The sequence below is a fragment of the Microvirga alba genome (assembly GCF_015694465.1).
In the GTDB taxonomy this organism is placed as follows: domain Bacteria; phylum Pseudomonadota; class Alphaproteobacteria; order Rhizobiales; family Beijerinckiaceae; genus Microvirga; species Microvirga alba.
The window spans coordinates 700,113-725,470 of record NZ_JADQDO010000001.1; the positions used below are offsets into that span (position 1 = coordinate 700,113).

The 25,358-nt window shown below is 63.5% G+C and carries 30 protein-coding genes; 22 read left to right on the forward strand and 8 right to left on the reverse strand.

Translation table 11 applies throughout. The features are described from left to right. The first annotated feature begins 78 nt into the window (after nt 1-78). The 12 genes from I2H38_RS03170 to I2H38_RS03225 all read left to right on the forward strand — a co-directional run bounded on the left by I2H38_RS03170 (nt 79) and on the right by I2H38_RS03225 (nt 11,291). On the forward strand, nt 79-1,539 hold the full coding sequence (locus tag I2H38_RS03170; protein WP_210324650.1) for an SPOR domain-containing protein: 1,461 nt from the start codon (nt 79-81) through the stop codon (nt 1,537-1,539). A 114-nt stretch (nt 1,540-1,653) separates the two neighbouring features. Beyond that, nucleotides 1,654-2,673 (forward strand): beta-N-acetylhexosaminidase, encoded by a 1,020-nt coding sequence (gene nagZ, locus I2H38_RS03175; protein WP_196270334.1) that lies wholly within the window; start codon nt 1,654-1,656, stop codon nt 2,671-2,673. A gap of 30 nt (nt 2,674-2,703) precedes the next feature. Next, nucleotides 2,704-3,504 carry a segregation and condensation protein A gene (locus I2H38_RS03180; protein WP_196270335.1) on the forward strand — a complete coding sequence of 267 codons (801 nt, stop codon included), beginning with the start codon at nt 2,704-2,706 and terminating at the stop codon, nt 3,502-3,504. A 22-nt stretch (nt 3,505-3,526) separates the two neighbouring features. Further along, complete coding sequence (scpB, locus tag I2H38_RS03185) at nt 3,527-4,213, forward strand: SMC-Scp complex subunit ScpB (protein WP_229426546.1); 687 nt, start codon at nt 3,527-3,529, stop codon at nt 4,211-4,213. Then, nucleotides 4,210-5,331, forward strand: a complete 1,122-nt coding sequence (locus I2H38_RS03190; protein ID WP_196270337.1) for an ABC transporter ATP-binding protein — start codon at nt 4,210-4,212, stop codon at nt 5,329-5,331. Before scpB ends, I2H38_RS03190 begins: the two co-directional genes overlap by 4 nt. Nucleotides 5,332-5,387: 56 nt before the next feature. Then, nucleotides 5,388-5,639: a twin-arginine translocase TatA/TatE family subunit gene (locus tag I2H38_RS03195; protein ID WP_196270338.1), complete on the forward strand. Its 252-nt coding sequence runs from the start codon at nt 5,388-5,390 to the stop codon at nt 5,637-5,639. Nucleotides 5,640-5,693: 54 nt separating this feature from the next. Continuing rightward, entirely contained in the window at nt 5,694-6,206 is a 513-nt protein-coding gene (gene tatB, locus I2H38_RS03200; protein WP_196270339.1) for a Sec-independent protein translocase protein TatB, read from the forward strand. Beyond that, nucleotides 6,206-7,006 (forward strand): twin-arginine translocase subunit TatC, encoded by an 801-nt coding sequence (gene tatC, locus I2H38_RS03205; RefSeq protein WP_407664003.1) that lies wholly within the window; start codon nt 6,206-6,208, stop codon nt 7,004-7,006. Before tatB ends, tatC begins: the two co-directional genes overlap by 1 nt. Nucleotides 7,007-7,106: 100 nt before the next feature. Continuing rightward, nucleotides 7,107-8,471, forward strand: coding sequence for a serine--tRNA ligase (gene serS, locus I2H38_RS03210; protein ID WP_196270340.1), 1,365 nt, complete (start codon nt 7,107-7,109; stop codon nt 8,469-8,471). A 1-nt stretch (nt 8,472) separates the two neighbouring features. Beyond that, a complete protein-coding gene (gene surE, locus I2H38_RS03215) occupies nt 8,473-9,234 on the forward strand; it encodes a 5'/3'-nucleotidase SurE (RefSeq protein WP_196270341.1) in 762 nt (253 codons plus the stop codon). 16 nt (nt 9,235-9,250) lie between these two features. Continuing rightward, complete coding sequence (locus I2H38_RS03220) at nt 9,251-9,955, forward strand: protein-L-isoaspartate O-methyltransferase family protein (protein ID WP_196270342.1); 705 nt, start codon at nt 9,251-9,253, stop codon at nt 9,953-9,955. Between the two features lie 169 nt (nt 9,956-10,124). Then, entirely contained in the window at nt 10,125-11,291 is a 1,167-nt protein-coding gene (locus I2H38_RS03225) for a peptidoglycan DD-metalloendopeptidase family protein (RefSeq protein WP_229426501.1), read from the forward strand. A gap of 155 nt (nt 11,292-11,446) precedes the next feature. Here I2H38_RS03225 and I2H38_RS03230 read toward each other — a convergent pair whose 3' ends face one another. Next, the gene (locus I2H38_RS03230) at nt 11,447-12,343 is read right to left on the reverse strand and encodes an ATP-binding protein (RefSeq protein WP_196270344.1); all 897 of its coding nucleotides are present in this window, start codon (nt 12,341-12,343) and stop codon (nt 11,447-11,449) included. 179 nt (nt 12,344-12,522) lie between these two features. Between I2H38_RS03230 and yajC the strand changes: the two genes are divergently transcribed. The 5 genes from yajC to I2H38_RS03255 all read left to right on the forward strand — a co-directional run bounded on the left by yajC (nt 12,523) and on the right by I2H38_RS03255 (nt 16,885). Then, on the forward strand, nt 12,523-12,867 hold the full coding sequence (yajC, locus tag I2H38_RS03235) for a preprotein translocase subunit YajC (protein WP_267875935.1): 345 nt from the start codon (nt 12,523-12,525) through the stop codon (nt 12,865-12,867). A gap of 215 nt (nt 12,868-13,082) precedes the next feature. Continuing rightward, nucleotides 13,083-14,690 carry a protein translocase subunit SecD gene (secD, locus tag I2H38_RS03240; protein WP_196270346.1) on the forward strand — a complete coding sequence of 536 codons (1,608 nt, stop codon included), beginning with the start codon at nt 13,083-13,085 and terminating at the stop codon, nt 14,688-14,690. A 12-nt stretch (nt 14,691-14,702) separates the two neighbouring features. Next, entirely contained in the window at nt 14,703-15,641 is a 939-nt protein-coding gene (secF, locus tag I2H38_RS03245; RefSeq protein WP_196270347.1) for a protein translocase subunit SecF, read from the forward strand. A 4-nt stretch (nt 15,642-15,645) separates the two neighbouring features. Beyond that, on the forward strand, nt 15,646-16,035 hold the full coding sequence (locus tag I2H38_RS03250; protein ID WP_196270348.1) for an Mth938-like domain-containing protein: 390 nt from the start codon (nt 15,646-15,648) through the stop codon (nt 16,033-16,035). A gap of 1 nt (nt 16,036) precedes the next feature. Beyond that, nucleotides 16,037-16,885: a phytoene/squalene synthase family protein gene (locus I2H38_RS03255; protein WP_196270349.1), complete on the forward strand. Its 849-nt coding sequence runs from the start codon at nt 16,037-16,039 to the stop codon at nt 16,883-16,885. A gap of 4 nt (nt 16,886-16,889) precedes the next feature. Here the strand turns inward: I2H38_RS03255 and trmFO are convergent, their stop codons facing one another. After that, complete coding sequence (gene trmFO / locus I2H38_RS03260; protein WP_196270350.1) at nt 16,890-18,308, reverse strand: methylenetetrahydrofolate--tRNA-(uracil(54)-C(5))-methyltransferase (FADH(2)-oxidizing) TrmFO; 1,419 nt, start codon at nt 18,306-18,308, stop codon at nt 16,890-16,892. An 88-nt stretch (nt 18,309-18,396) separates the two neighbouring features. Between trmFO and I2H38_RS03265 the strand changes: the two genes are divergently transcribed. Further along, nucleotides 18,397-19,155, forward strand: a complete 759-nt coding sequence (locus I2H38_RS03265) for a glucose 1-dehydrogenase (protein WP_196270351.1) — start codon at nt 18,397-18,399, stop codon at nt 19,153-19,155. Between the two features lie 71 nt (nt 19,156-19,226). Here I2H38_RS03265 and I2H38_RS03270 read toward each other — a convergent pair whose 3' ends face one another. The 4 genes from I2H38_RS03270 to I2H38_RS03285 all read right to left on the reverse strand — a co-directional run bounded on the left by I2H38_RS03270 (nt 19,227) and on the right by I2H38_RS03285 (nt 21,216). Then, entirely contained in the window at nt 19,227-19,382 is a 156-nt protein-coding gene (locus I2H38_RS03270; RefSeq protein WP_196270352.1) for a DUF1127 domain-containing protein, read from the reverse strand. 380 nt (nt 19,383-19,762) lie between these two features. Beyond that, the gene (locus I2H38_RS03275; RefSeq protein WP_196270353.1) at nt 19,763-20,173 is read right to left on the reverse strand and encodes a four-helix bundle copper-binding protein; all 411 of its coding nucleotides are present in this window, start codon (nt 20,171-20,173) and stop codon (nt 19,763-19,765) included. Between the two features lie 143 nt (nt 20,174-20,316). Then, complete coding sequence (locus I2H38_RS03280; RefSeq protein ID WP_229426502.1) at nt 20,317-20,910, reverse strand: hypothetical protein; 594 nt, start codon at nt 20,908-20,910, stop codon at nt 20,317-20,319. A 141-nt stretch (nt 20,911-21,051) separates the two neighbouring features. After that, nucleotides 21,052-21,216: a hypothetical protein gene (locus I2H38_RS03285; RefSeq protein WP_196270354.1), complete on the reverse strand. Its 165-nt coding sequence runs from the start codon at nt 21,214-21,216 to the stop codon at nt 21,052-21,054. On the opposite strand from I2H38_RS03285, the gene I2H38_RS03290 reads away from it, so the two are divergent. The 3 genes from I2H38_RS03290 to atpC all read left to right on the forward strand — a co-directional run bounded on the left by I2H38_RS03290 (nt 21,215) and on the right by atpC (nt 23,390). Next, nucleotides 21,215-22,423, forward strand: a complete 1,209-nt coding sequence (locus tag I2H38_RS03290; RefSeq protein WP_196270355.1) for an acetate/propionate family kinase — start codon at nt 21,215-21,217, stop codon at nt 22,421-22,423. The genes I2H38_RS03285 and I2H38_RS03290 overlap by 2 nt on opposite strands. 196 nt (nt 22,424-22,619) lie before the next feature. Next, nucleotides 22,620-22,958, forward strand: coding sequence for a hypothetical protein (locus I2H38_RS03295; RefSeq protein ID WP_196270356.1), 339 nt, complete (start codon nt 22,620-22,622; stop codon nt 22,956-22,958). Between the two features lie 39 nt (nt 22,959-22,997). Then, the gene (gene atpC / locus I2H38_RS03300; protein ID WP_210324651.1) at nt 22,998-23,390 is read left to right on the forward strand and encodes an ATP synthase F1 subunit epsilon; all 393 of its coding nucleotides are present in this window, start codon (nt 22,998-23,000) and stop codon (nt 23,388-23,390) included. 74 nt (nt 23,391-23,464) lie between these two features. Here atpC and I2H38_RS03305 read toward each other — a convergent pair whose 3' ends face one another. After that, nucleotides 23,465-23,791 carry a DUF1476 domain-containing protein gene (locus I2H38_RS03305; RefSeq protein ID WP_196270358.1) on the reverse strand — a complete coding sequence of 109 codons (327 nt, stop codon included), beginning with the start codon at nt 23,789-23,791 and terminating at the stop codon, nt 23,465-23,467. Nucleotides 23,792-23,949: 158 nt separating this feature from the next. Between I2H38_RS03305 and I2H38_RS03310 the strand changes: the two genes are divergently transcribed. Beyond that, a complete protein-coding gene (locus I2H38_RS03310) occupies nt 23,950-24,129 on the forward strand; it encodes a hypothetical protein (RefSeq protein WP_196270359.1) in 180 nt (59 codons plus the stop codon). 25 nt (nt 24,130-24,154) lie between these two features. Here the strand turns inward: I2H38_RS03310 and ald are convergent, their stop codons facing one another. Next, nucleotides 24,155-25,270, reverse strand: coding sequence for an alanine dehydrogenase (ald, locus tag I2H38_RS03315; RefSeq protein WP_196270360.1), 1,116 nt, complete (start codon nt 25,268-25,270; stop codon nt 24,155-24,157). Between the last annotated feature and the right edge of the window lie 88 nt (nt 25,271-25,358).

The window sequence follows — 25,358 nt, forward strand, 5'->3', positions numbered from 1 at the left end:
CGTCTGTGCCGGGGTGCTGTAACGTCGTACCGACGGGGCGATGGTCGCTCGCGTCGGGGTTACCGGAGGTCCGGCGCAATGAGCGAATCAGTGAAGCCCCGTTTTGCCGTCGATCTCACCGAGATCGAGCGGCAACTCGCCCAGGCGCAAGGCGCCCCCTCTCAATCGGCCTCCGCCGGGCGGAGCGATCCGCTGGCGGAGCTTGCCCGAATCGTCGGGCAGGACGATCCCTTCCAGTCTCTTCTGGCGACTGACGCCGCCGGCCGTCCGCGGAGCCAGGCCGGTTCCGGCCTGGACGATCTTTTCGCCACCCGCGAGGAGGTTCGGTCCGCGCCTCGGTCCGCTCAGCCTCAGGCGCGGCAGGCTGGACACGGTGCTTCCGCATTTGATCTCGATCAGTATCAACAGGTCGAATCCCGTGCGAGCGAGCCGGCTTACGCCTATCAGGCTGCCGCGCCGTCGCAGGGGCACGAGGCCTATGCCGACCCGGCCTACGACCAGGGTTATTACGACGACAATGCGCAGCACCATCCCGCCGCTGCCGGCTATGAGCAGGCCGAGTCGATGGACTATGAGCCCGTGGAAAAGCGCCGCTCCCGCAAAGGCTTCATCGCCATTGGCGCCGTGATCGGGGCCGCCGTCATTGGAATTGGTGGCGCCTATGTCCTGAACGGCAAGTCCGGCGCCGTCACGGGTGGTCAGCCCCCCCTGATCAAGGCGACGAATGAGCCGATCAAGGTGCAGCCGCAAAATCCGGGCGGCGTCGAAATCCCGAACCAGAACAAACAGATTTACGAGCGCGCCAACCCGAACGCGGAGACCAAGGTCGTCAGCCGTGACGAACAGCCGGTCGATGTGAAACAGGTCGCGCGGATGAATGGGGCGTCTGCAGAGGCCACCGGCGCCACAGCCCCTGCCGCAAATAGTCTGAACCTCGGCGAGCCGCGCAAGGTTCGCACGGTTTCGATCCGTCCCGATGGCTCGACGGTCCGCCCTGACGGCTCGACGGTTCGTCCTGATGCTGCCGCGACTCGTCCGGCGAGCGCCCCTGTCGCGCCGCCGGCGATGGCACTGCCCGCCGCTGCTCAGGCGGCTCCCGCGATGCCGATGGTACCTGTTGCGACGCCCGCGGCTCAGCCGAAGCCTGCCGCCGGCACCCCGGTTGCCGCCCCTGCGACGCCTGCCCAGAAGCCCGCTGCCGCAGCAGCGACCCCGGCCACTGCTCAGGCTCTCCAGAAGGTCGCGTCCGCTCAGCCGATGGTCCCCGCACCGTCCGCCGCTTCGGAGGTGACCGGAACGGGTGGTTATTCGGTTCAGCTTGCTGTCCGCGGTTCGGAAGGCGAAGCGCAGACGGCTTTCCAGCAACTGCAGAAGAAGTTCGACGACCTGGACGGCGCGCCGCCGATGATCCGCAAGGCCGAGGTCAATGGCAACACTGTCTATCGCGTCCGCGTGGGTCCCATGTCGCGGGACGAGGCCTCCTCCCTCTGCACGAAGCTGCAGGGGCAGGGCGGCCAGTGCTTCGTTGCCAAGAACTAGCGTTAGCGAGAGCATGGTCAGGACAAGTGAAAACCGGTTGTCCGTCCGGCTCATGCGAAACTCAAGGAATCAGGACTTCTTGACCCTGCTTCGCAGGGAACGTAAGGCGCGGGAATGATCACCCGCGCCTTTATTGCTGGCTGCTCCAGCCACGAGCTCACCCCTGACGAGGTCGCCTTCTTCAAGGACGCCGCGCCCTGGGGCTTCATTCTGTTCCGGCGCAACATCGACAACCCGGCTCAGGTGAAGGCCCTCTGCCACGCTTTGCGCGAGACCGTGGGCCGGGCGGATGCTCCCATTCTCATCGACCAGGAAGGGGGGCGGGTCCAGCGCATGGGGCCGCCTCATTGGCCGAAATACCCTTCAGGGCGCTTTTACGGACAGGTTCATGCCAACGATCCTCTCGTCCAGCGCGAGATCGCGCGGCTCGGGGCACGGCTGATCGCGCACGATCTGCGCTCCGTCGGCATTACGGTGGATTGCCTGCCCGTGTTGGATGTGCCGTCGCCCGGCGCGCACGACGTCATCGGTGACCGGGCCTATGGCCGCACACCCGAGCGCGTCGCGGTGCTGGGACGGGCGGCGGCCGAGGGACTTCTTGCCGGCGGCGTCCTGCCGGTGATCAAGCACATGCCGGGCCACGGCCGGGCGGGAGCGGACAGCCATTTGTCGCTTCCCGTTGTCGAAGCCACCCGTAAGGAGTTGGAAACCCACGATTTCGCGCCGTTCCGGATGATGACCGACATGCCCCTCGCGATGACGGCCCATGTGGTCTACACGGCGCTCGATCCGGACAGGCCTGCAACGACCTCGCCGACCATCATGAAAGACATCATCCGAGGCCATATTGGTTATGACGGCCTCGTCATGACGGATGATCTGTCCATGCAGGCGCTTTCAGGCACCCTCCGGGAGCGGGCGGAAGCGGCTTTCGCTGCCGGCTGCGACATGGCCCTCCATTGCAACGGCAAGATGGAGGAAATGACCGCGGTCGCGGAAGCGACCCCCCTCCTGGAGGGCGACGCCTTGCGCCGGGCCGATGCGGCCCTTTCGCGCATTCGCCATGAGCCGGAGCCGCTGGATCCTGTGGATGCCCGCGCAAGACTTGACGCTGCGCTCGCGATGGTGGCGTAAGCTGCTCTCCGATTGAGTTTGAGTAGCAGCATGGCGAAGACCTTACCCTTTGAGGACGTCGCGCCCACCGAGCGGGGCGACGACGAGCCTGCGCTTCTGGTCGATGTGGACGGCTTCGAGGGGCCGCTCGACCTGCTGCTCGAGCTCGCCCGTCGTCAGAAGGTCGATCTGCACCGCATCTCGATCCTGGCTCTGGCCGAGCAATATCTCGTGTTCATCGAAGCGGCGCGCCGCATGCGCCTGGAGCTTGCGGCGGACTATCTGGTCATGGCGGCCTGGCTCGCCTATCTCAAGTCGCGCCTCCTGCTGCCCGAGCCGCCGAAGGGTGAGGAACCGAGTGCCGAGGAACTGGCGACCGCGCTCGCCCTGCGCCTGCGCCGCCTCGAAGCCATCCGGGAAGTCGCCAAGAAACTTGGCGAGCGCAATTTGCTGGGCCGCGACGTCTTTGCGCGCGGCGCGCCGGAACCGGTCGTCATCCACAGGGATTCGCACTATGAGGCGACCCTGTACGATCTGCTTGCGGCTTACGCCCGCCAGCGCCAAATTCAGTTCAACGCGAGGGTTTCCCTGCACAAGCGGACCGTCTGGTCGCTGGTCGATGCGCGGGAAGCCCTGGAGCGCCTTGTGGGCCACCTCAGCGACTGGGTGACCCTTGATACCTATCTTGTCGAGTTCATGGTCGAGCCCGCGATGCGGCCGACCGTGCTGGCCTCGGCCTTGTCCGCGACCCTCGAGATGGTGCGAGAGGGGAAACTCTCCGTCCGGCAGGATGAAGCTTTCGCGCCGGTCTGGGTGAAACCCGTCGCGGATCCAGCCGAGGCAGGAGCCTGATATGGAAGAAGCAATTGAAGCGATGGACGTGGAGACCTCGGAGGTCGTCCATGTCCCCGATCACGGCGAGGCCCTGCGCATCGCCGAGGCTCTCCTGTTCGCCTCAGCCGAACCCTTGAGCGTCGAGGAACTGACCGGGCGTCTTCCGGAAGGGGCCGATGTCGAAAGAATTCTTGAGGATCTCTCCTCCATCTACGCAAGCCGAGGCGTCAACCTTGTCCGTGTCGCGGGGCGCTGGGCGTTCCGGACTGCCAGCGACCTGTCCTTCGTGCTCGCCCGCGATGTGGTGGAGCAGCGCAAGTTGTCCCGCGCCGCCATGGAGACCCTGGCCATCATCGCCTACCACCAGCCCGTGACGCGGGCCGAGATCGAGGAAATCCGTGGCGTGGCCACCTCGAAGGGCACACTCGATACCTTGCTTGAAACGGGCTGGATCCGGCTGCGAGGCCGCCGCCGCGCGCCGGGACGGCCGGTGACTTACGGCACGACGCCGGGATTCCTGAACCATTTCGGCCTCGACGCCATCGATGATCTGCCGGGCCTCGAGGAACTGAAGGGCGCGGGCTTCCTGGAAGGGCGCGTGCCGTCCGACCTGTCCGTGCCGGTGCCCTCTGACGACAATGCGCTTCGCCCGGACGAAGACCCGCTTGATCAGGACGACCTGTTCATTCCCCTGGACATGGACGAAAGCGAAGCGGGCGAGGAATGACCGCAAATCCGGCACCAGCACGAGATCGGTTTCGGCTGCCACGGTGGGGGCAGCGTGGGACGGCGGGGGCCTCGATCCCGGCGCAGCTTTCGTTCGAGAATATCGTTCAGGTTTATGGCGACCAGCGCGTGCTGGACGGGGTTTCGCTGACTGTCGAGCCCGGAGAGCTCGTCTGCCTTCTCGGCCATTCGGGTTGCGGCAAGACCACGCTGCTGCGGATCGCGGCGGGGGTCGAGGCGCCGACCTCCGGCCGGGTTTTGATGGATCGCCTGGAGGTCAGCGGGCCGAACGCCTTCTTGGAGCCGGAGCGGCGCGGCATCGGCCTGATGTTTCAGGATTACGCACTCTTTCCGCACCTGACGATTCTCCAGAACGTGAAGTTCGGCCTCAAGGATCTGTCAGCCGCCGAGGCGGATATTGCGGCTCGACGCGCCTTGTCCCGCGTGGGGCTGGAAAATTTCGCCAACGAGTTTCCGCATACGCTCTCCGGCGGTGAGCAGCAGCGGGTCGCCTTGGCGCGATCCATCGCGCCGCGACCGGGCGTGCTGTTGATGGACGAACCGTTCTCCAATCTCGACAAGCGTATGCGCGATGCGATCCGTGACGAGACCGTGGCCATCCTGCGTGAAACCGGAGCCACGACCATCGTCGTGACCCACGATCCGGAAGAGGCGATGCGGATTGCCGACCGCATCGTCCTGATGCGCGCGGGCCGGATCATTCAGCAGGGACGGTCGGAGGATATTTACCGGAATCCTGCGAATCTATTCGCAGCGCGGTTCTTCTGCGATTTCAATGAAATCAAGGGAACCGTGCGCAACGGGCAGGTCAGTTGTCCCGTCGGAATCTTTGCTGCTCCGCATCTGAAAGATGGTCCGGCGGTCGTCTGCATTCGCCCGCAAGGCTTGAGATTGAAGCCTTCGGGTTTCTGTCTGCCCGGGCGTGTGGTATCTCGCCGCTTTCTCGGAGAGGTCGAACTGGTCCATATTGGCGTTCAAGGCGTGGATCGGCCGCTTCAGGCGCGGGTTCACGATCCCGTGGGAGTCAAGGAAGGACAGGACGTCGGGATTGAGATCGACCCGAAGGATGTTCTTGTTTTCGCAGCGTCCGATGCCTAGGTTGGCCGCACATTCGAGTTTAGTAGCCGCGCCGGACACGGCGCAGGAGGATTGCCATGGGTGGCGCTAGCATTTGGCATTGGATCGTCGTGGGTCTGCTCATCGTCCTGATGTTCGGACGTGGCAAGATTTCCGACATGATGGGCGATGTCGCGAAGGGCATCAAAGCCTTCAAGAAGGGCATGTCCGAAGAGGATACAGCCGCGGCGGCGACCCCGGCTCAGCCGTCCGAGCCCGTCCGCTCTCTGGACAACCAGTCCACGGCGACGACAACGACCTCGACGACGTCGGATCACAAAGTCGGCTGATCGGCAGCAAACCGCTCGGTGCGGCTTTCACGAAGGTAGGGTCGGGGCCACGCCATGTTTGACATGAGCTGGGGTGAGGTCTTGGTGATCGGCGGTGTTGCGCTGATCGTCATTGGCCCGAAGGACTTGCCGCGCGCCCTGCGCACGGTGGGCCAAGTCACGGGCAAAATTCGCCGCATGGCGGCTGAGTTCCAAGGCCAGTTTCAGGAAGCCATGCGCGAGGCCGAGCTTGACGACGTCAAGCAGCAGCTTCAGGGCATGAACGACTCCGTCTCGTCGATGAACAAGGGGTTCAACCCGATCCAGACCATTCGCGACGAGTTGAAGACGGCGGTCGAAGCTCCGGTCACCGCGACTGACAAGGCGCCTTCGGACGCGGTCGCGGAGACCACTGCCGCAGGCGCACCCGCGCCAGAAGAGCCTATCGCCGAGCTGCCCGTCCCGTCGCTGCCGCCTCTCGAAGACCCGGCCGAGCTGATCGCCGAATCCTTGCGGCGGGAAGCCGAAGCTGCCAAGCAAGCCGCTGCCCCTGCGCCCTCTCAAGAAAAACCGGACGCGATAACCTGATGACCAATGTCGAAGAGGATGAGGTCGAGGCATCGCGTGCGCCTCTGATCGAGCATCTGACCGAATTGCGCGCCCGCCTGATCCGGGCGCTGATCGCGTTTGTGGTGATGTTCTTCATCTGCTTCGCGGGGGCGAAGTATATCTACAACGCGCTCGTATGGCCTTACGTCCTGGCGGTCGGCTCGCCCGAGAAGGCCCATCTCGTCTATACCCACGGCCTCGAATACCTGTTCACCCAAATCCAGGTGGCGGTTTTTGGCGCGGGTTTCCTCGCCTTTCCGATCATCGCGATGCAGATCTACAAGTTCGTCGCGCCGGGGCTCTACAAGAACGAGCGCCGGGCCTTCGTGCCTTATCTGATTGCGACGCCGGTCTTGTTCGCGATCGGGGCGGCCTGCGTGTATTTCGTCGCGATGCCTCTGCTCATGCGCTTTTCGGTTGGCATGCAGCAGCTTGCGACCGACACCTCTCCCAGCATCGAGTTCCTGCCCAAGGTCAGCGAATATCTCTCGCTCATCATGACCCTGATCTTCGCCTTCGGCATCTGCTTCCAGCTTCCGGTCGTTCTGACCCTGCTGGCGCGGGCCGGGATCATCGATTCGCAGTTCCTCAAGGACAAGCGCCGCTACGCGATTGTCATCGTGTTCATTCTCGCGGCGGTGCTGACCCCGCCCGACGTGATCAGCCAGTTCGCCCTTGCGATCCCCACCTTGCTTCTTTACGAGGCGTCCATCTTCTCCGTCCGCATGGTCGAGAAGAAGCGTGCGGAAGCCGAGGCCGCGCGCGCGGCAGCCGGTTAGGCAAAGAAGCCTTCGCCACTGACCGCAAACCTTGGCATAATGATAAGGGCGGTCGTGTTTCTTGAGGACAGGACCGCGTCTGGAAGCACGGTCCTTTCCCATGCATGACATTCGTTCCATCCGCGAGAATCCCGCGGCTTTCGATCAAGGCCTCCGTAACCGGGGCATGGAGCCCCTGTCTGCGCAGCTGATCGCGCTCGACGACCGCCGCAAGAGCGCCGTCTCCGCGCTCCAGGCCGCCCTTGAGCGCCGCAACAGCTTCTCCAAGGAGATCGGCCAGGCCAAGGCGCAGAAGGACGAGGCCCGGGCGCAGGAGCTGATGGCCGAGGTCGCTCGCCTGAAAGAGAGCATCCCCCAGCTCGAGCAGGAAGAGCGCGAGGTCGGAGGGGAGCTGGAAACGCGTCTCGCCGCCATCCCGAACATCCCGAAGGCGGATGTGCCGGTCGGCAGCGACGAACACGGCAACGTGGAGCGTCACCGCTTCGGCAATCCGAAGAACCTCGCCGCCGCCAAGCAGCATTTCGAGATCGGCGAGGCGATGGGGCTCATGGATTTCGAGACCGCCGCAAAGCTCTCGGGCTCGCGTTTCGTCGTCCTGAAGGGCGGACTTGCGCGCCTGGAACGCGCTCTCGGCCAGTTCATGATCGATCTGCATACCAATGAGCATGGCTATACCGAGGTCAATCCGCCGCTGCTGGTGCGCGACGAAGCCATGTTCGGCACGGCGCAATTGCCGAAATTCGAGGACGATCAGTTCTGGGCTTTCCCGGGCTCGGCGCTGGAGCAGTTCGTGGCGTCGGCACTTGACGGACAGGCTACCCGCGAGACGCTGCAGAAGGCGATCCACGAGGCGCGTTATGGCCTGATCCCGACCGCCGAGGTGACGCTCACCAATCTCGTACGCGAGCTGATCCTCTCGGAAGAGGAGCTTCCGCTCCGCTTCACGGCTCTGACGCCGAGCTTCCGCGCCGAGGCGGGCTCCGCCGGTCGCGACACGCGCGGCATGATCCGCCAGCATCAATTCGTGAAATGCGAACTGGTCTCGATTGCGACGCCGGAGACCTCGGCGCAAGAGCATGAGCGCATGCTCACCAGCGCGGAGAACGTGCTGAAGAAGCTCGATCTGCCGTTCCGCACCATGACGCTCTGCACAGGCGACATGGGCTTTGCCTCGACCAAGACCTACGACATCGAAGTCTGGCTGCCGGGGCAGGGGATGTATCGCGAGATTTCGAGCTGCTCGGTCTGCTCGGATTTCCAGGCCCGCCGCATGAATGCCCGCTACCGTCCCGCCGACGGCAAGGGCCCGCGTTTCGTGCATACCCTCAACGGCTCCGGCCTCGCAGTCGGCCGGACCCTGGTCGCGGTGCTGGAGAACTATCAGAACGAGGATGGCAGCGTGACCGTCCCGACGGTCCTGCAGCCCTATATGGGCGGCATGACCCGCATCGAGCGGCAAGCCTGACATGCGCATTCTCTGCACCAACGACGACGGCATCCACGCACCGGGTCTGCAAACCCTGGAGGCCATCGCGCGGGCGCTCTCCGATGATGTGTGGGTCGTTGCGCCGGAGACGGATCAGAGCGGCGTGTCGCACTCGCTCTCGCTCAACGATCCGCTGCGCTTGCGCGAAATTTCCGACCGCCATTTCGCGGTGAAAGGCACGCCGACCGATTGCGTCATCATGGGCATCCGCCAGCTCATGCGCGAGCATAAGCCTGATCTGGTGCTCTCTGGGGTGAACCGGGGGCAGAACGTTGCCGAGGATGTGAGCTATTCCGGCACGGTCGCCGGAGCCATCGAGGGGACGCTTCTCGGCGTTCCTTCCATCGCGCTCTCTCAGGCCTATGGCGCGGGCAATCGCAATTCGCTCAAGTGGCATTGTGCCGAGGAGCACGGCCCGAAAGTCGTGCGTAGGATCCTCGAGGCCGGCATCGAGAAAGGCGTGCTCGTCAATGTGAACTTCCCGGACGCCGAGCCGGAGGAGGTTGAAGGGGTGGCTATCGTCAATCAGGGCCAGCGCACGCAGGAGCTTCTGCGCCTCGACAAGCGCGAGGATGGGCGCGGCAATCCCTATTACTGGATCGCCTTTGAGCGCCGTCCCTTCACCCCGAGCAACGGCACCGATCTCTGGGCTATCGCGAACCGGCGGATCGCCGTGACGCCGCTTCGGATCGACATGACCGACGAGCCGACCCTGACGCGTTACGCACAGGCCTTCGAATGAGGACGAAGCAGGAGCAATGACCGGAGCCCCGCCGCGACCAGGACAGATCGATCTGCCACTCTTTCCCGGCGCGGATCACTGGGAAGAGGAGGCCATCGGTGTTGCCTCCTTCATCCTGTCCTTGCGGGCGCGGGGTATTCGCGACACGGCGGTGCTGCGGGCGATGGAGCTGGTGCCGCGCGAGGTTTTCGCGCCGCGTCGCTTCACCGATCTGTCCCGCACCGACGTGGCCTTGCCGCTCCCCTGCGGGCAGACCATGACCTCGCCCGGCACGGTCGCCGCGATGCTTGTCGCGCTCGGCGTGGGCCAAGGACAACGTGTTCTCGAAGTCGGGACCGGTAGCGGCTACGTGACGGCCGTTCTCGCCAAGCTCGGCGCGGAGGTTCATTCCGTCGAGCGTTTCAACACCCTGGCCGAGAGCGCCGCGCAGCATCTCAGGATCGTGGAAGCGGGCAAGGTGCGGATCGAAATCGGCGACGGCCTGGCGACCCGTCCGCGTGAGCGCTTCGACCGTATTCTCCTGAATGGCGCGGGAGCTGAAATCCCGAGCGCGGTCACGTCGCTTCTCGGTCCGGGCGGCCGTCTGGTCGGGGCGCTTACCGTCGACGGCCTGCCGCGCCTTGTCCGCGTCGACCGGCTCGAAGACGGTGAGCTTCGTCAGGAGCTCGGGGCAACCTTGCGCCTGTCACCTCTCGTCTCGGGCATTGCGTCCACCTTGTGACCTTGGCGAAAAAATTTGACATCAAGGTTACGACAAAATTCAGGGCAGCAACGGTTGCTTAACCTGAATAGGTTTTTAATGACCCCATCGAGTTGCGTTCGGTTGGGGTTGTGTCATGCGTCTGGGTGTGGGTTCTGGGCATTGGATTGCTGTATCGCGGATCGCTCTTATGAGCTTGATCGGCGGCGCGGTGGCGGCTTGTAGTTCCGACACGATCCGGTTTGCAGAGACGCCGTTCTCCAATCCTTTCGCTTCCAGTGACAGGGTGGCCGCGAGCGCACCTGCTGCTCCTGTCCAATCGCAGCCGGTCGTTGCCTCCGTGCCGACGGCTCCCATTCAATCTCAGGCGCTTCCCCCGGTGCAGGCTCAGCCTCTGTCCCAGCCTGGTCGGGTTGCGGCGGCTCCGGCGGCATCGAGCGGCTGGTCGGCCGCCGGCGGTACGCAGATCACGGTCGGCAACAACGACAATCTCAACATGATTTCTCAGCGCTACGGCGTGCCCGCGAGCGCCATTCTGGCGGCAAGTGGGCTGTCGAGCGCGAACCAGGTGGTTCGCGGCCAACGCCTCGTGATCCCAGTTTACAACGCCGGCGGCTCTCAGGTCGCGGCTGCTCCTATGCAGATCCGGTCCGGGACGGCTGCCCCCGCTGCCCAACCTACTCCCGCCGGGCAAGGCAAGCTGCGTTTCGTCGACAGCTCCAAGACGCCCGCGACGGCGACGCCCGAGCCGGTTGATCCTGGCAAGCGCATTCGTCCAGGCATGGCGTCGACCGCGCCAACGGCTCCCATGGCCCCGGCCGCCATGGCTGCGGCTCCCGCCCAGCCGCTCGTCTCCGCGCCGAAGCCCGTGGAAACACCGAAGGTGGCGGCCGTCGTCGAGCCTCAACCCGTGAAGCCTGCCGCCATTGCTCCGCAGCCGGAAGTCGCCAAGGCTTCGGCCCAGGACCCCGATCAGACCGCCAGCGTGTCCGGTGATTTCCGCTGGCCCGCCCGTGGCCGCGTCATCGCCGGTTTCGGCGCGAATGGCGGCAACGAGGGCATCAACATCGCCGTTCCGGAAGGAACGCCGGTCAAGGCCGCAGAGGCCGGAACGGTCACCTATGCCGGCAGCGAAGTGAAGGGCTACGGCAACCTCGTCCTCATCCGCCACGAGAACGGCTTCGTCTCGGCCTATGCCCATAACGGTTCGCTCAACGTGAAGCGCGGCGAGCAGGTGAAGCGCGGGCAGGTGATCGCCACCTCCGGCCAGACCGGCAACGTGACCTCGCCACAGATCCACTTCGAGATCCGCAAGGGCTCGACCCCGGTCGATCCGATCAAGCATCTCGGCGGCTAAAACCAATTTGTTTCCGATCGGCCTTCGAGACCCGAAGCTGATCATAAGAAGGGGACGGCAGAGCTCAGCTGCCGTCCCTTTTTCTTTTTCGGGCATGTCACTGTCATTTCCGGGCCCTCGCTGACGCGCCCCCGGAGTGACGGGGAGAGTACGTTCTAGATAGCCTGGCCCAGCCGTCCGGCGAGATCCTGGATGAACTGCCAGGCGGTGCGGCCGGAGCGCGCGCCGCGTGTGGTCGCCCATTCCAGCGCCTCGGCGCGGATGGCCTCCCGCTCGCCCTTGAGGCCAAGATGGCCGACATAGGCGAAGACCATGTCGAGATATTCGTCCTGGCTGCATTTGTGAAAACCGAGCCAGAGGCCGAAGCGGTCGGACAGGGAAACTTTCTCCTCAACCGCCTCACCGGGATTGATCGCCGTCGAACGCTCGTTATCCATCATGTCGCGCGGCAGCAGGTGGCGGCGATTGGACGTAGCATAGAAGATCACGTTGTCGGGACGCCCTTCGATGCCGCCTTCGAGCACGGCCTTCAGGGATTTGTAGGACGTATCGTCGGCGTCGAAGGAGAGGTCGTCGCAGAAGATGATGAAACGATGCGGATCAGAGCGCAGGAGCCCCATGAGATCGGGCAGGGTCTCGATGTCCTCGCGGTGGATCTCGATCAGCTTGAGCGCCCGCGAATCGGAGGAACGCGTCTGGTTGATCTCCGCGTGGACCGCCTTCACCAGCGAGGACTTGCCCATGCCCCGCGCGCCCCAGAGAAGGGCGTTGTTGGCAGGCAGCCCAGTCGCGAAACGGTGGGTGTTCTCGGCCAAGGTATCCCGTACCCGGTCGATTCCGCGCAACAGACTCATCTCTACCCGGTTCACCTTGGGCACCGGCGAGAGCCGCCGCGCGGCCGCCTGCCAGACGAAAGCGTCCGCCGCCAGGAAATCGGCCTGGGTCGTTGCAGGGGGCGCAAGACGCTCCAAAGCGTCAGCGATGCGCTTCAGAAATGCCTGGGATTCGGGGGATGTGAGGGCCGTAATAGGGTCGGACGGAGTGTGGGACATGACGCTCTCAAAGCCGGGAATGAGGTTGATTACCGTGGAAGCTTGGCAGCGTCCATCGACGCGGCCTTTGGAAATCCCCGTAACTTCATTGATTTCGTGGAGTCGATGGGTATAGTCCGCCCGCTTCTAGTCCCGTTTGGCGCGGGTGGGCGCTCCCTGCCTGCCTCGCGCCTTTATCCATGGAGAGCCGCTTGTTCATTTCGCCAGCCTTCGCGCAAGGGGCCCCCGCCGGGGGCGGAACGGATATGATCCTTCAATTCGTTCCGTTCATCCTCATCTTCGTCATCATGTGGTTCCTTATCATCCGTCCGCAGCAGCGCCGGGTGAAGACCCATCAGGAGATGATCAAGAACGTTCGCCGCGGTGACACGATCGTGACCTCCGGTGGCATCATCGGCAAGGTAACAAAGGTCCTCGAGGATTCCGCCGACATCGAGGTCGAAATCGCCGACAACGTGAAGGTCAAGGTCGCCCGCGCCATGATCTCCGAGGTGCGTACCAAGACCGAGCCGGTCAAGGCTTAAAAAAGCTGGCTGGTTCCTGAAAGCGCGACCCGGTCGCGCTTGAACGACTAAGACAGGGCGGGGCGCGGCGACGGTCAGTCGGCGCGTTTCCGCTCTAGAGCATGATTCAGAAAAATGGAATCCGGTTTTCTGATAAAATCATGCGGTATCAATGGCTTAGATTCTGACCGTGCGTCGAGAAACCGCGATCAGGTTCTAGAAAGGTTGAGCTGACGATGCTGCGCTATTCGAGGTCGAAGGTAATCGCCACCATGGCGGTTATCGTCATCGGTCTGCTTCTCGCTGTTCCGAGCATGATGAGCCGCGAACAACGCGAGGCGTTCCAGAACTCGCTGCCGAGCTGGGTGCCTTCCTGGCTCGTTCCGTCACGCGCCATCGTGCTCGGCCTCGACCTTCAGGGCGGTTCGCACGTCCTGCTCGAAGTGGACGTGCCGGACCTCCTGCGCACCCAGACCACGCAGTTGCGCGACGACGTCCGTCGCGTGCTGCGTGAGACCCGCGTTTCGCCGCAGGGCGGCATTCAGTTGCTGCCGCGCGGCGTGCAGATCCGCGTGCCGGACGCCGCGGAACGCGAGAAGCTTCTGCCGAAGCTGCGTGAGCTGGCCCAGCCCATCGGCAACGCCGTGATCGGCCAGGGCGGCACCCGCGACATCGAGGTGACGAGCACGCCCGACGGCCTGATCACCATGATCTACACGGATGCCGGCGTGAACGAGAAGGTGCGCCGCGCCACCGAGCAGGCTATCGAAGTCATCCGCCGCCGTATCGACGTGACCGGCACCACGGAGCCGAGCATCCAGCGCCAGGGCGCCGACCGCATCCTTGTCCAGGTTCCCGGACTGCAGGACCCGCAGCGCCTGAAGGAGCTGCTCGGCAAGACCGCGAAGCTCGAGTTCCGCCTTCTCGCCCAGCAGGGTGCCACCGACGTCGACATGCTTCCCATGAAGGATGCGGGCGGGCAGAAGGTTCCGGTGGAGCGCCGCGTGATCGCGGAAGGCGGGGATCTGATCGATGCCCAGCCGTCCTTCGACAGCCGCACCAACGAGCCGATCGTCAATTTCCGCTTCAACATTCGCGGCGCGCAGCGCTTCGGCCAGGCGACGACGGAAAACATCGGCCGCTCGCTGGCGATCGTTCTCGATAACGAGGTTGTCTCCGCGCCGACGATTCAATCCGCCATCACAGGCGGTTCCGGCATGATCTCGGGCCGCTTCACGGTGCAGCAGGTCAACGATCTCTCCGTTCTTCTCCGTGCCGGCGCGCTGCCCGCCAAGCTGACGGTAGTCGAAGAGCGCACGGTCGGGCCGGGCCTGGGACAGGATTCGATCCAGGCCGGTAAAATGGCCACCTATGTGGCGACCGTCCTCGTCGTCGTGTTCATGTTCATGACCTATGGCCTCTTCGGCCTGTTCGCGAACATCGCGCTTCTCGTCCATGTCGGCCTGATCTTCGGCCTGATGTCGGTGCTCGAGGCGACACTGACGCTGCCGGGCATCGCCGGCATCGTGCTCACCATCGGCACGGCGGTCGACTCGAACGTGCTGATCTATGAGCGCATCCGCGAGGAAGTGCATTCCGGGCGATCCATCGTCTCCGGCATCCAGGCGGGCTTCGAGCGCGCCTTCGCGACCATCGTCGATTCCAACAGCACCATGGCCATTGCGGCGGTGATCCTGTTCTTCCTGGGATCGGGCCCGGTTCGCGGCTTCGCCGTCGTGTTCATTCTTGGCATCCTCACCACCGTCATCACCGCCGTCACCCTGACGCGCATGATGATTGCGGTCTGGTATCATTGGGCTCGTCCCAAAGCCCTTCCGTTCTAAGGAGTTTCCGTCATGCGTCTTCTTCGGATCTGGCCGGAACACTCCCATTTCGACTTCATGCGCCTGCGGCGCTATTCCTTCCCGCTGTCGGCTTTCATGTCGGTGCTGACAGTGGTGCTGCTGATGACCATCGGCCTCAATTTCGGCATCGACTTCAGGGGCGGCACGCTCATGGAGTTGCAGGCGAAGTCAGGGCATGCCGACGTCGCAAAGATCCGCAAGTCGTCCGAATCCTTCGGCTTCGGCGACGTTGAGGTGCAGGAGTTCGGCACGGCGGGCGGTGTGTCGCTACGCTTCGCCATCCAGCCAGGCGGCGAGGCGGCGCAGAGCGCGGTCGTGCAGAAAGCTCGCGATACGTTCAGCAACGAGTATGAGTTCCGTCGGGTTGAGACCGTCGGGCCGCGTGTCTCGGGCGAGCTTGTTCAGTCGGGCACCATCGGCATCATCCTCGCGGTGATCGCGGTCCTGTTCTATCTCTGGTTCCGTTTCGAGCGGGAACTGGCGCTGGGCGCGATCATAGGCACGTTGCACGACATCGTTCTGACGATCGGCTTCTTCGTGGTCACGCAGCACGAGTTCAACATGACCTCGATTGCGGCGATCCTGACCATCGTCGGCTATTCGCTGAACGAGACGGTCGTGGTGTTCGACCGGACGCGTGAATTGATGCGCCGCTACAAAACCATGCCGACGAAGGAATTGTTGAATCTTTCGATCAACACCACGATGTCGCGCACGGTGATGACCTCTGCGACCACGGCGCTGTCTCTTCTGGCGCTCGTGATCTTCGGGGGACGGGCGATCGAAAGCTTCGCGCAGGTGATGCTGTCGGGCGTCGCCATCTGTACCTACTCGGCCATCTTCATCTCGTCTCCGATGCTGATCTATATCGGCCTGCGGAGTTCCGAGCCTGCGAAGGCGCTGGAGGGAAAGGTCGCTCCGGCGGAGTAAGACGATGAGCGAAGGCCGCCGCCTCCATGATGGGTTTGTGCCGGGGCGTTATCCCATCGACGCTTATGGCAATGGCGGCTTTCGCTTCGCGGACATGTCCCATCGTGGCTCGATCCTCGTCCTGCCGTCAGGGGTGCGCGCGTGGCCAGTCGTCTCCTTCGAGGATGTGAACGATGAGACCCTCGCTCCCATCTTCGGCGAGGGCGACGCCCTCGAATTGCTGCTCCTGGGGACGGGGCTCGATGTTGCCGCGTTTCCGGAGAGGCTGCGGGCTCGCTTCCGCGAGGCGCGGATCGGTCTTGACGTGATGCAGACCGGGGCCGCCGCGCGGACGTACAACATCTTGCTCGCCGAAAACCGCAAGGTTGGCGCGGCTCTTATCGCCGTGCCGTGACATGGTCTATAACTATCCCGATTTCGCCTATGCGCATTGCGAAGGTCTGGTCCGCGACGGTGACCCGGATCGCTATTGGGCGACCGTGTTCGCACCAGCCGACAAGCGCGGACATCTGCATGCGCTCTATGCGTTCAGCCTCGAGATCGCGCGCGTGCGAGAAGCGGTGCGCGAGGCGCTCGTTGGCGAGATTCGTCTGCAATGGTGGCGGGATGCGCTCCAGGGTGAGGTGCGCGGGGACGTGCGCGCCAACCCGGTCGCAGCCGCGCTCGACGATACCATCGTCAAGTTCCGCCTGCCGCGTCAGACGCTCGTCGATCTGATCGACGCTCGCATCTTCGACCTTTACGACGATCCGATGCCGAGCCTGAATGACTTGGAAGGCTATTGCGGCGAGACATCGTCGAGCCTCATCCAGCTCGCCAGCATCATCCTCGCGGACGGTTCCGATCCCGGATCGGCGGACGCCGCTGGGCATGCGGGAGTTGCCTACGCGATCACCGGGCTGCTCCGCGCCTTTCCCTGGCATGCGCGGCAGGGGCAAATCTATATCCCGGCGGATATTCTCGCACGCCACGGCGTCGTGCGGGACGACATCGTGACGGGTCGCGGCGGCCCGGGCTTGAAGAATGCTTTGGCCGACCTGCGAGCCGTCGCCCGCCGGCACGTTCAGCAGGCGCGCGCGCTGCGCTCGACCATTTCACCGCAAGTCGCGCCTGCATTCCAGGGGCTCGCGCTCGTCGAGCCTTATCTTCGCGCCATGGAACGACGGAGCTACGATCCGTTCAACACGCAGGTTGAATTGGCCCAATGGCGAAAAATCTGGGCCTTTTGGCGCGGGCCGATTTAGCCCGCTACTCCGCCGCCGCCGGCAACGCACTCGCGGCCATCCACTCCGCCAGATCAGACCTTGCCCGATCCGTCAGGGCGCGCTTCTTGGCCGCCGCCTTGGCAGGGCCGCGCAGGCGCTTGCCGTCTTCCGATTTCGGCGTGATGTCGAGCGGGGGGAACAGGCCGAAATTGACGTTCATCGGCTGGAAGGAGCGCGGCCCTTCATCGATGGTCTCGATGTGGCCGCCCGTGATGTGGTTGATGAGCGCGCCGAGCGCAGTGGTCGAGGGAAGCGTCGCGACGACGCTGCCAAGCCGCTCGGCGGCGGCGAAGCGGCCTGTCATGAGTCCGATGGCAGCGCTTTCCACATAGCCTTCGCAGCCGGTGATCTGGCCAGCGAAGCGCAGGCGCGGCATCGCTTTCAGCCGCAGCGTGTTATCGAGCAGCTTTGGCGAGTTGAGGTAGGTGTTGCGATGAAGGCCGCCGAGGCGCGCGAATTCCGCGTTCTCAAGGCCAGGGATCATACGCAGGATACGGGTCTGATCGCCGTATTTGAGCTTGGTCTGGAAACCGACCATGTTGAAGAGGGTGCCGAGCGCGTTGTCCTGGCGCAATTGCACGATGGCGTAAGGTTTTTTGTCGGGGTTGTTGGGATCTGTCAGCCCAACCGGCTTCATGGGGCCGTGACGCAGAGTCTCGCGGCCGCGCTCTGCCATCACCTCGATGGGCAGGCAGCCGTCGAAATAGGGAGTGTTCGCCTCCCATTCCTTGAAGTCGGTCTTGTCGCCCGCGATCAGTGCATCGATGAAGGCGTCATACTGCTCCCTGGTCATCGGGCAGTTGATGTAGTCCTTGCCCGTTCCCCCCGGCCCGATCTTGTCGTAGCGCGATTGGAACCAGGCCACGTCCATGTTGATGGAATCGCGGTAGGCGATGGGCGCGATGGCGTCAAAGAAGGCGAGTTCCTTCTCGCCCGTCAGCCCAAGGATTGCTTCCGCCAGAGCGGGCGAGGTGAGGGGACCGGTGGCGACGATGACGGAGGACCAATCCTCCGGCGGAAGGCCAGCCACTTCGCCGCGTTCGATGGTGATGAGGGGATGCGCCTCCAGCGCGGCCGTGACGGCGTTCGAGAACCCGTCGCGGTCGACGGCGAGCGCGCCACCTGCGGGAACCTGATGCGCATCGCCTTTAGCCATGATGAGCGACCCGAGGCTGCGCATCTCCTGATGAAGCAGGCCGACCGCATTGGCCTCGGCGTCGTCGGAGCGGAAGGAGTTGGAGCAGACGAGTTCGGCAAGCCCATCGGTCTTGTGGGCGTCGGTGCCGCGCACGGGGCGCATCTCGTGCAGGATCACAGGAACGCCCGCCTGCGCGATCTGCCAGGCGGCCTCCGAACCGGCGAGACCGCCGCCGACGACGTGGATGGGTTGCAAGCTGCTCATCTTATCCCTCTCGAACGGGGCCTTGTTGACCCTCAAGACGGCGCGGGTCAAGCTGAGCCTTCCCTTTTCAAGCATAGGCTCACGATTCATGCCCCTAAAGCGACCTGTTGTGCTTATTACAGGAGGCAGCCGCGGAATAGGCGCCGCAGTGGCGCAGCTTGCCGCCGCGCGTGGCTATGACGTCGCCATCAACTTCAAATCCGACCGAGAGGCGGCTGAGCGCGTGTTGGAGGTTTGCCGTGCTTCAGGCGCGGCGGCAATTGCCGCGCAGGGCGACATGGCCCTTGAGGAGGACGTGGCGCGCATGTTCGACGAAGCCGAGGCCGCTCTCGGCCGTGTGTCCCACGTGGTCAACAATGCCGGCATCACGGGCCGATCAGGTCGCCTCGATGCAGCGGCCACGGAGACGATCCGCTCCTGCGTCGATATCAATGTTCTGGGTGCGTTGTGGGTGGCGCGTGAAGCGGCTCGTCGACTCTCGACCCGCAATGGGGGCGCGGGTGGTTCGATCGTCAATATCTCGTCGGCAGCGGCGCGGCTTGGCAGCGCCAACGAGTATGTCTGGTACGCGGCCTCAAAGGGAGCGATCGATTCCCTGACGATTGGCCTGTCTCAGGAATTGGCGGGAGACGGCGTCCGGGTCAACGCCGTTTCACCGGGGATCACCCGAACCGATATTCACGAGCGGAGCACGGGAGATGCCGGGCGTATGGAGCGCTTTCGGTCGAAAATCCCGCTGAACCGGATCGGCGAGCCGGAGGAAATCGCCGAGGCGGTGCTGTTCCTGATGTCAGACGCGGCCTCCTACATCACGGGAGCCAACATCCCCGTATCAGGTGGCCGTTGAAAACGAGGGCCTAGAAAAGCAAACGCCCGCCGGGAGGCGGGCGAGGGCCTATGCTGCAGTGCAGCGAGTTTTTACGCGACAGCGTGTTCGCGAGCGATGTTCTCGATCTGGAAGCGAGAGATGCCGAGATCGTCGAGCTCGCGGTCGGAGAGCTGCGACAGCTCACGGACCGTGTCGCGGTAACGCATGTAAGAGCGAACTTTCGAGAGGATGTAAGACACGAACATTGGGATCTCCTATCAGTTTGCCGGCCCGGATGACCGGCGGCCTTTGTTCTTGCGTGTGCAATGCAGCATATAAAGAGGTGCACCGCGAAAAGGGAGCGGTAATAATGTAGACCTGTTATGCTTTAGTAGCATAGCACCTTAAGGCCGAGTTAATTGGGCCTGCGCTGAGGGTATGGCCGTTAACTTATAGTCCGGATGACTGAGCTGAAATTCCCTAGGGCGTTGTTTTTGAAGAGTTATTTCCTTCGTGCCGGACGCGCGGCGTCCGTGCCGATGGCCGCCGGCCCTGTTGACGCGACTCGATATCGCGGGGTTCGATGCCGCACTGCTCTATGAATGGCACCTGTACGGAAGGGGAGAAGCGCGCAACTCCCTCGTCGTCAGTGCCAAGCACCCATGCTGTGCATGGCTTGCTGGCAGGCCTGCTCGCATCGGCGACAGGCTTCGGCGCAGACATTGCAATGCTCATGCTGGGCGGCATGCCGCTCGCACTCGTCGCCGCAAAGGCGGCACGCCGCGATGCAGGCTTCGAGCATTCGCCGGACGACCTCGTCGTTGGAGCCCGTCCTGCGGGTAGCGACTGAGCCCATCGCGGCGCAGATGTCAGCGCAGTCCAGGTTCAACCGAATGCAAAGGGTAAGCTGTTGGACCATCGGCTCGCCCAAACAGGCGTCGGCGCAGGACGTGCAGATCTGCGCGCAGTCATAGCATTCCTCAATACAATGGATGAGCGCTTCGTCGGTCTTTCCCTTCATCAGAGGATGCGTGCTGATCATCTCCTGGGTGTGCATGTGAACCCTCCAGCGTAGTGGGCCGCGCAAGCATATCGGGCTCGCTGGCCAACAGATGGCAACCGGATCCGCATCATGCCGACCTTACGCCTATGGGAACGCCGTTTTGTGCGGCGTCCCCAAGGTTATGCAAGGGCTGCTCGTCAGCGGACCCGATGAACGACAGCGCCCCGATGAACCACGCGATGAACGGAGCCGGTGTGATAGACTGGGTGGTAGCGGTACGCGACGCGCGTCCGATAGAAGCCCCGGTGATACGCGTAAATGGGCCGGCGATAGTATGCGTAGACCGGCCGCCGCCGATAATACCCGCCGTAATAGCTCGCGACCGGATAGGCGTAGCCGGGATAATAACCCGAGTAGGGATAGCCGTAATAGGAATAGTCCCACGGAGCGGCCGCAGCGGTCGCTATCCCACCGAGAAGCGCGCCGCCGAGTAATCCGGCTGCAACGGCTCCGCCGTCCCAGCCCCACCCCCAGCCGTTACCATACCATCCCGGATAGTACGCTCCGCGCCAGCCAGCGCCGCGCCACCCGCCGCCGCGCCAACCAACGCCGCGCCAGCCTCCGAAGCCACCGCGGAACCCGCCACCGTGGAAGCCACCGCCGTGGAAACCACCGAAACCACCACCATGAAAGCCGCCGCCATGGAACCGCATTTGAGCTTGAGCATCATCCGCACTACAAATGGCGAAGGCTAGAACTGCGGTACCCGCGAGAAGAGTAGATCTAAACATCACTCATCTCCCTGACTCATACATAACAGCCGAAGAATGCTTTTGACGCTACGGGCGATAACCTCCGTCGTGTTTGATTAAAGTCAGATTCCTTGATCGTGCGACAAACCCGACTGGGAAGCCCACGAGCCGGAGCATCGGTCAGCGCAGCCGTCTTGAAAATTTTGCCGCCGACCGCAGCTGTTGCGACCATTGATATTTCGCAACATCACGATGGGCGATGTCCCTACCGTCGTTCAGGAAAAGAAGGCGTTCCTCATGACTTTCTTTGTTGCGGAAACGCGCCGTGCCGGAGGGATGAGCCATGATGCCGGTCTTCGCGGTGATCAACGCCGGATCGTCGAGTCTCAAATTTCAAATCTTCGAGATCTCAAATCTGGCCGAACCGCGCGTCGTCTACCGGGGGTTCTTCGAGGGGCTCGGTGAACAGGCGCATCTTATCGTCAAGGATCATTGCGGCCTCCTCGCGGCGAAGCAGACGTGGAATCCCGATGAGAGGTTCGGGCACGGGGAAGCTCTCGTTCACCTCGTCTCATGGACCCGGCAGCATCGGGCCGGATACAAGCTCGTCGGGCTCGGGCATCACGTCGTGCACGGCGGCCTTGAATTCCCAGGTCCGGTTCTCGTGGACGATCATGTGATAAGAACGCTTGAGGCACTGGTGCCGCTCGCGCCTCTGCATCAGCCGCACAATCTCGAAGCCATCCGCATCATCCACAACCGCTTGCCGGATCTGCCGCAGGTCGCCTGTTTCGACACATCGTTCCACTGCCATCAGCCAAGGCTCTCGCAGCTTTTCGCGATCCCGAAGGAGATGACGGAGCGAGGCGTTCGGCGGTATGGGTTCCACGGGCTGTCATACGAATATATCGCTTCAGTGCTCGGCCATCATGACCGCAGCCTGGCCACGGGGCGGGTCATCGTTGCGCATCTTGGAAACAGCGCAAGCCTTTGCGCGCTCGATGGTGGCGTCAGTATTGCGACAACCATGGGTTTCTCGGCCCTCGACGGGTTGCCGATGAGCACGCGTTGCGGGGCGTTGGATCCCGGAGTGGTCTTCTACATGCTGCGGGAGATGAAGCTCGATGCCGATGAGGCCGAGCGGATTCTCTATACCAAGTCTGGGTTGCTCGGCGTGTCAGGGATCTCCAACGACATGCGGACGTTGCGGGAGCTCGCTCCGACGAATGCCGACGCCCGGCTGGCGATCGATCTCTTCGTTTATCGCATCGTGCGCGAGGCAGGTTCGCTCATCGCGGCGCTGGGCGGTATCGACGGCTTCGTCTTCACCGCCGGGATCGGCGAGAACGACGCCGCCACCCGCGCCGAGGTGCTTTCCGCTCTCAATTGGGTCGGTTTCAACATCCACGAGAAGTCCAATTGGGGCGGCGCGCGGCGCATCACGCGCGGACCCGGACCATCGGCCTGGGTCATTCCGACCAATGAGGAGTTGGCAATCGCACGGCACACGAGCTCCGTGCTTCACGCCGCGCGGCAGAGGCTGGCGTCCTGACGGACCAGGAACGCGACGATCGCGGCCCAGAGGGGCCAGACTCAGTTTATGCAGTGTCTGCCCCTTTTGGGTGGGACAAAATGGAAGCTTGAGCGTTGTCTGGTTGACCGAACCGGAGACCGAGATGCCGCAGTCCGCTGCAGACGATCCACCAAACCTCCTCAACCCCGCCCGGATGCGCCGGGGGCCGTGGCCCATGAGCCTCGCATTGCATCAGGCCTCCATGACGCGGATGCGGGATTTGCCACGCGGGAGAGCGGAAGCCGTCCTTTACAGCTACCTCCCGGACTCTGCCTGGAGCCGCGAGGCGGCGCACGAGTTGGTCGAGTATCACATGCTGGTGGCGCTCGAACTCGGCCTCATCGAGCGGGCGAGCGAACTCGGAGCGGCTTTGGGCCTGATGCGCCAGGATCATCGCGACCCGCGGGGCGTCCCGACGAACCCGAGCTTTGAGGACGGGGAGGTTGGAATTCATGATCTCCTTGACCACGCCACGCCTGTACCTGACCCCGCCCCCTGGCGTCGCACGACCTGACGGCGGGCCCCGGTTGAGGGCCGTTTAGCGGTGGCGAACATGGTGCTTGAGCTTTTGTCCCCCGAGCGGGTCATCTTTTCCGGCGAGATTGAGGCTGTGACGTTGCCGGGCACGAGCGGCGACATGACGGTCATGCCGGGGCATGCGCCACTTGTCGCGCTCTTGCAGGCGGGGCTCGTGGTCGCGACGGATGTACAGGGGCATGGACATCGCGCGTTCGTCGGGGGCGGGTTCGCGGAGGTCACCGGAACCGGGGTAACCGTCTTCGCCGAGCGCGCCCTGCCTGCGGAGGAATTGACCCGGGAGCGGCTGGAACAGGAAATCCTGCTTTTGGAGACCATCCGAGACGCGGCCCGAAGCGAGGACACGCGCAGGGAAAGGGATTTATCGATCAGTCGCCTGAGACAGGTTCAAGCAACTCTCGCGATTTGAACGAATCGCACCGCTCCGTGGTCGCAGCGCAGGGGGCTTCATTGGGAAGGGGCAGACACTGGCGAGCGGCGCGATTACGGCGCCTCGGAACGGACCTGCGCCAGAGCCGTCCCGAGCAACTCGGCCATCTTTTCCCGAATCTGATCATCCGAGCGGGCGATGCCATTGGCCTCGAAATCGGTGCGGATTTTCTGGACGATCGCCTCATCCGCATGGGAAGACACGGCGCTTTGGCGCATCCCATCCGCATAGGCCGAAGCTTGCTCCCCGGTTAACCCCAACTGCGCGGCGGCCCACAAACCGATAAGCCGGTCACGCCTCGCAAGCGCCCTGAACCGCGTTTCTTCCTCATGGGCGAACATCTGCTCGAAGCCGCGCTCGCGATTTTCGAAAATCGTCATGAATGACTCTCCGGTAACGAGCCGAAAAGCTTCGTGCAGAACCGGCAGGAGGGAATTGAGGAACGTCAATGAAGGGCGTCTGTCATATGGTAGCGATAACCAATGCCTCCCTTTCTCGCATGCGATGAGGTGACGTCGTTATGACGCGTGAGCGCGGAATGAAAGCTCCAAAGGGCCAAAAGGCTCCTGAGGTTGAAAAGGCGAGCGGTCGCGAGACGCGCCTCGATGAGGCTTTGGAGGGGACCTTTCCTGCGAGCGATCCGGTTGCGCTCGGTCATTCCGATCATGTCGGCGGTCCTCCAAACCACAAGGCGGCGCGTCGCAAGCATCCCTCCTGATGAATCCTGACAGTGTTCCCGGCCGTCAGGCGAGCGCGATTTCCGCAGGCGTATAGGGCAGGCCCTGCGCTTCCGCCACGGGTCGGCATGTGACCTTTCCGGCGTGGATATTGAGCCCCTGCCGCAGAAAGTCGTCCTGCCGCAGCGCATCGCGCCAGCCCTTGTTGGCAAGGGCGAGCACGAACGGCAAAGTGACGTTGTTCAGCGCAAAGGTCGACGTTCTCGCGACGGCTCCGGGCATGTTCGTGACGCAATAATGCACGACGCCGTCCACCACATAGGTCGGCTCGGAATGCGTGGTCGGGCGAGAGGTCTCCGAGCAGCCGCCCTGATCGATTGCGATATCGACCAGCACGGAGCCCCCCTTCATGGACGCCACCATCTTGCGTGTCACGAGTTTCGGAGCCGCCGCTCCGGGCACCAGAACGGCTCCGATCAGAAGGTCGGCGCGGGCGACCACTTGCCTCAGCGCATCGCGAGTCGAAAAAAGCGTCCGCACTTGCGAGCCGAATTGGACCGCGATCCGGCGCAAGACCTCGGCCGAGCGATCGACGACGGTAACGGTTGCTCCCATGCCAAGCGCAATCGTCGCCGCATGGGTTCCCGAGACGCCGCCGCCCAGGACGATGACCTCGGCCGGGGGGACGCCTGGAACGCCGCCGAGCAGGATGCCGCGTCCGCCTTGCGCCTTTTCGAGATAATGGGCTCCGACCTGAGGAGCGAGGCGACCAGCTACCTCCGACATAGGCGTCAGCAGCGGAAGCGCCCCCGACGGCGAGGTCACGGTTTCATAGGCGATGCAGGTCGCCCCGCTGGCGATGAGATCGCGGGTCTGCACCGGGTCCGGCGCAAGATGGAGATAGGTGAAAAGGACCTGGCCGGGTTTCAGCCTCTTGCGCTCCTGCGGCAGCGGCTCCTTCACCTTCACGATGAGTTCCGCATCGTCGAAAATGGCGTCTGGCCCATCGACCATCTTCGCGCCTGCCGCCGCATAGGCATCGTCCGACAAGCCGGCTCCGACACCCGCCCCGTTCTCGATCATCACCTCATGACCCTGTGCGGTCAGTTCCGTGACAGACGAAGGGACCAGTCCGACGCGGTATTCGTGGTCCTTGATTTCCTTGGGCACGCCGATGCGCATCGCCAGCTCCTCGCGGATTGTCTTCCAGCTTGGCGATATAGAGCTGGCCTAGCGTTGCGGCGAGGCCATGGGATTTGCATTTGAACGC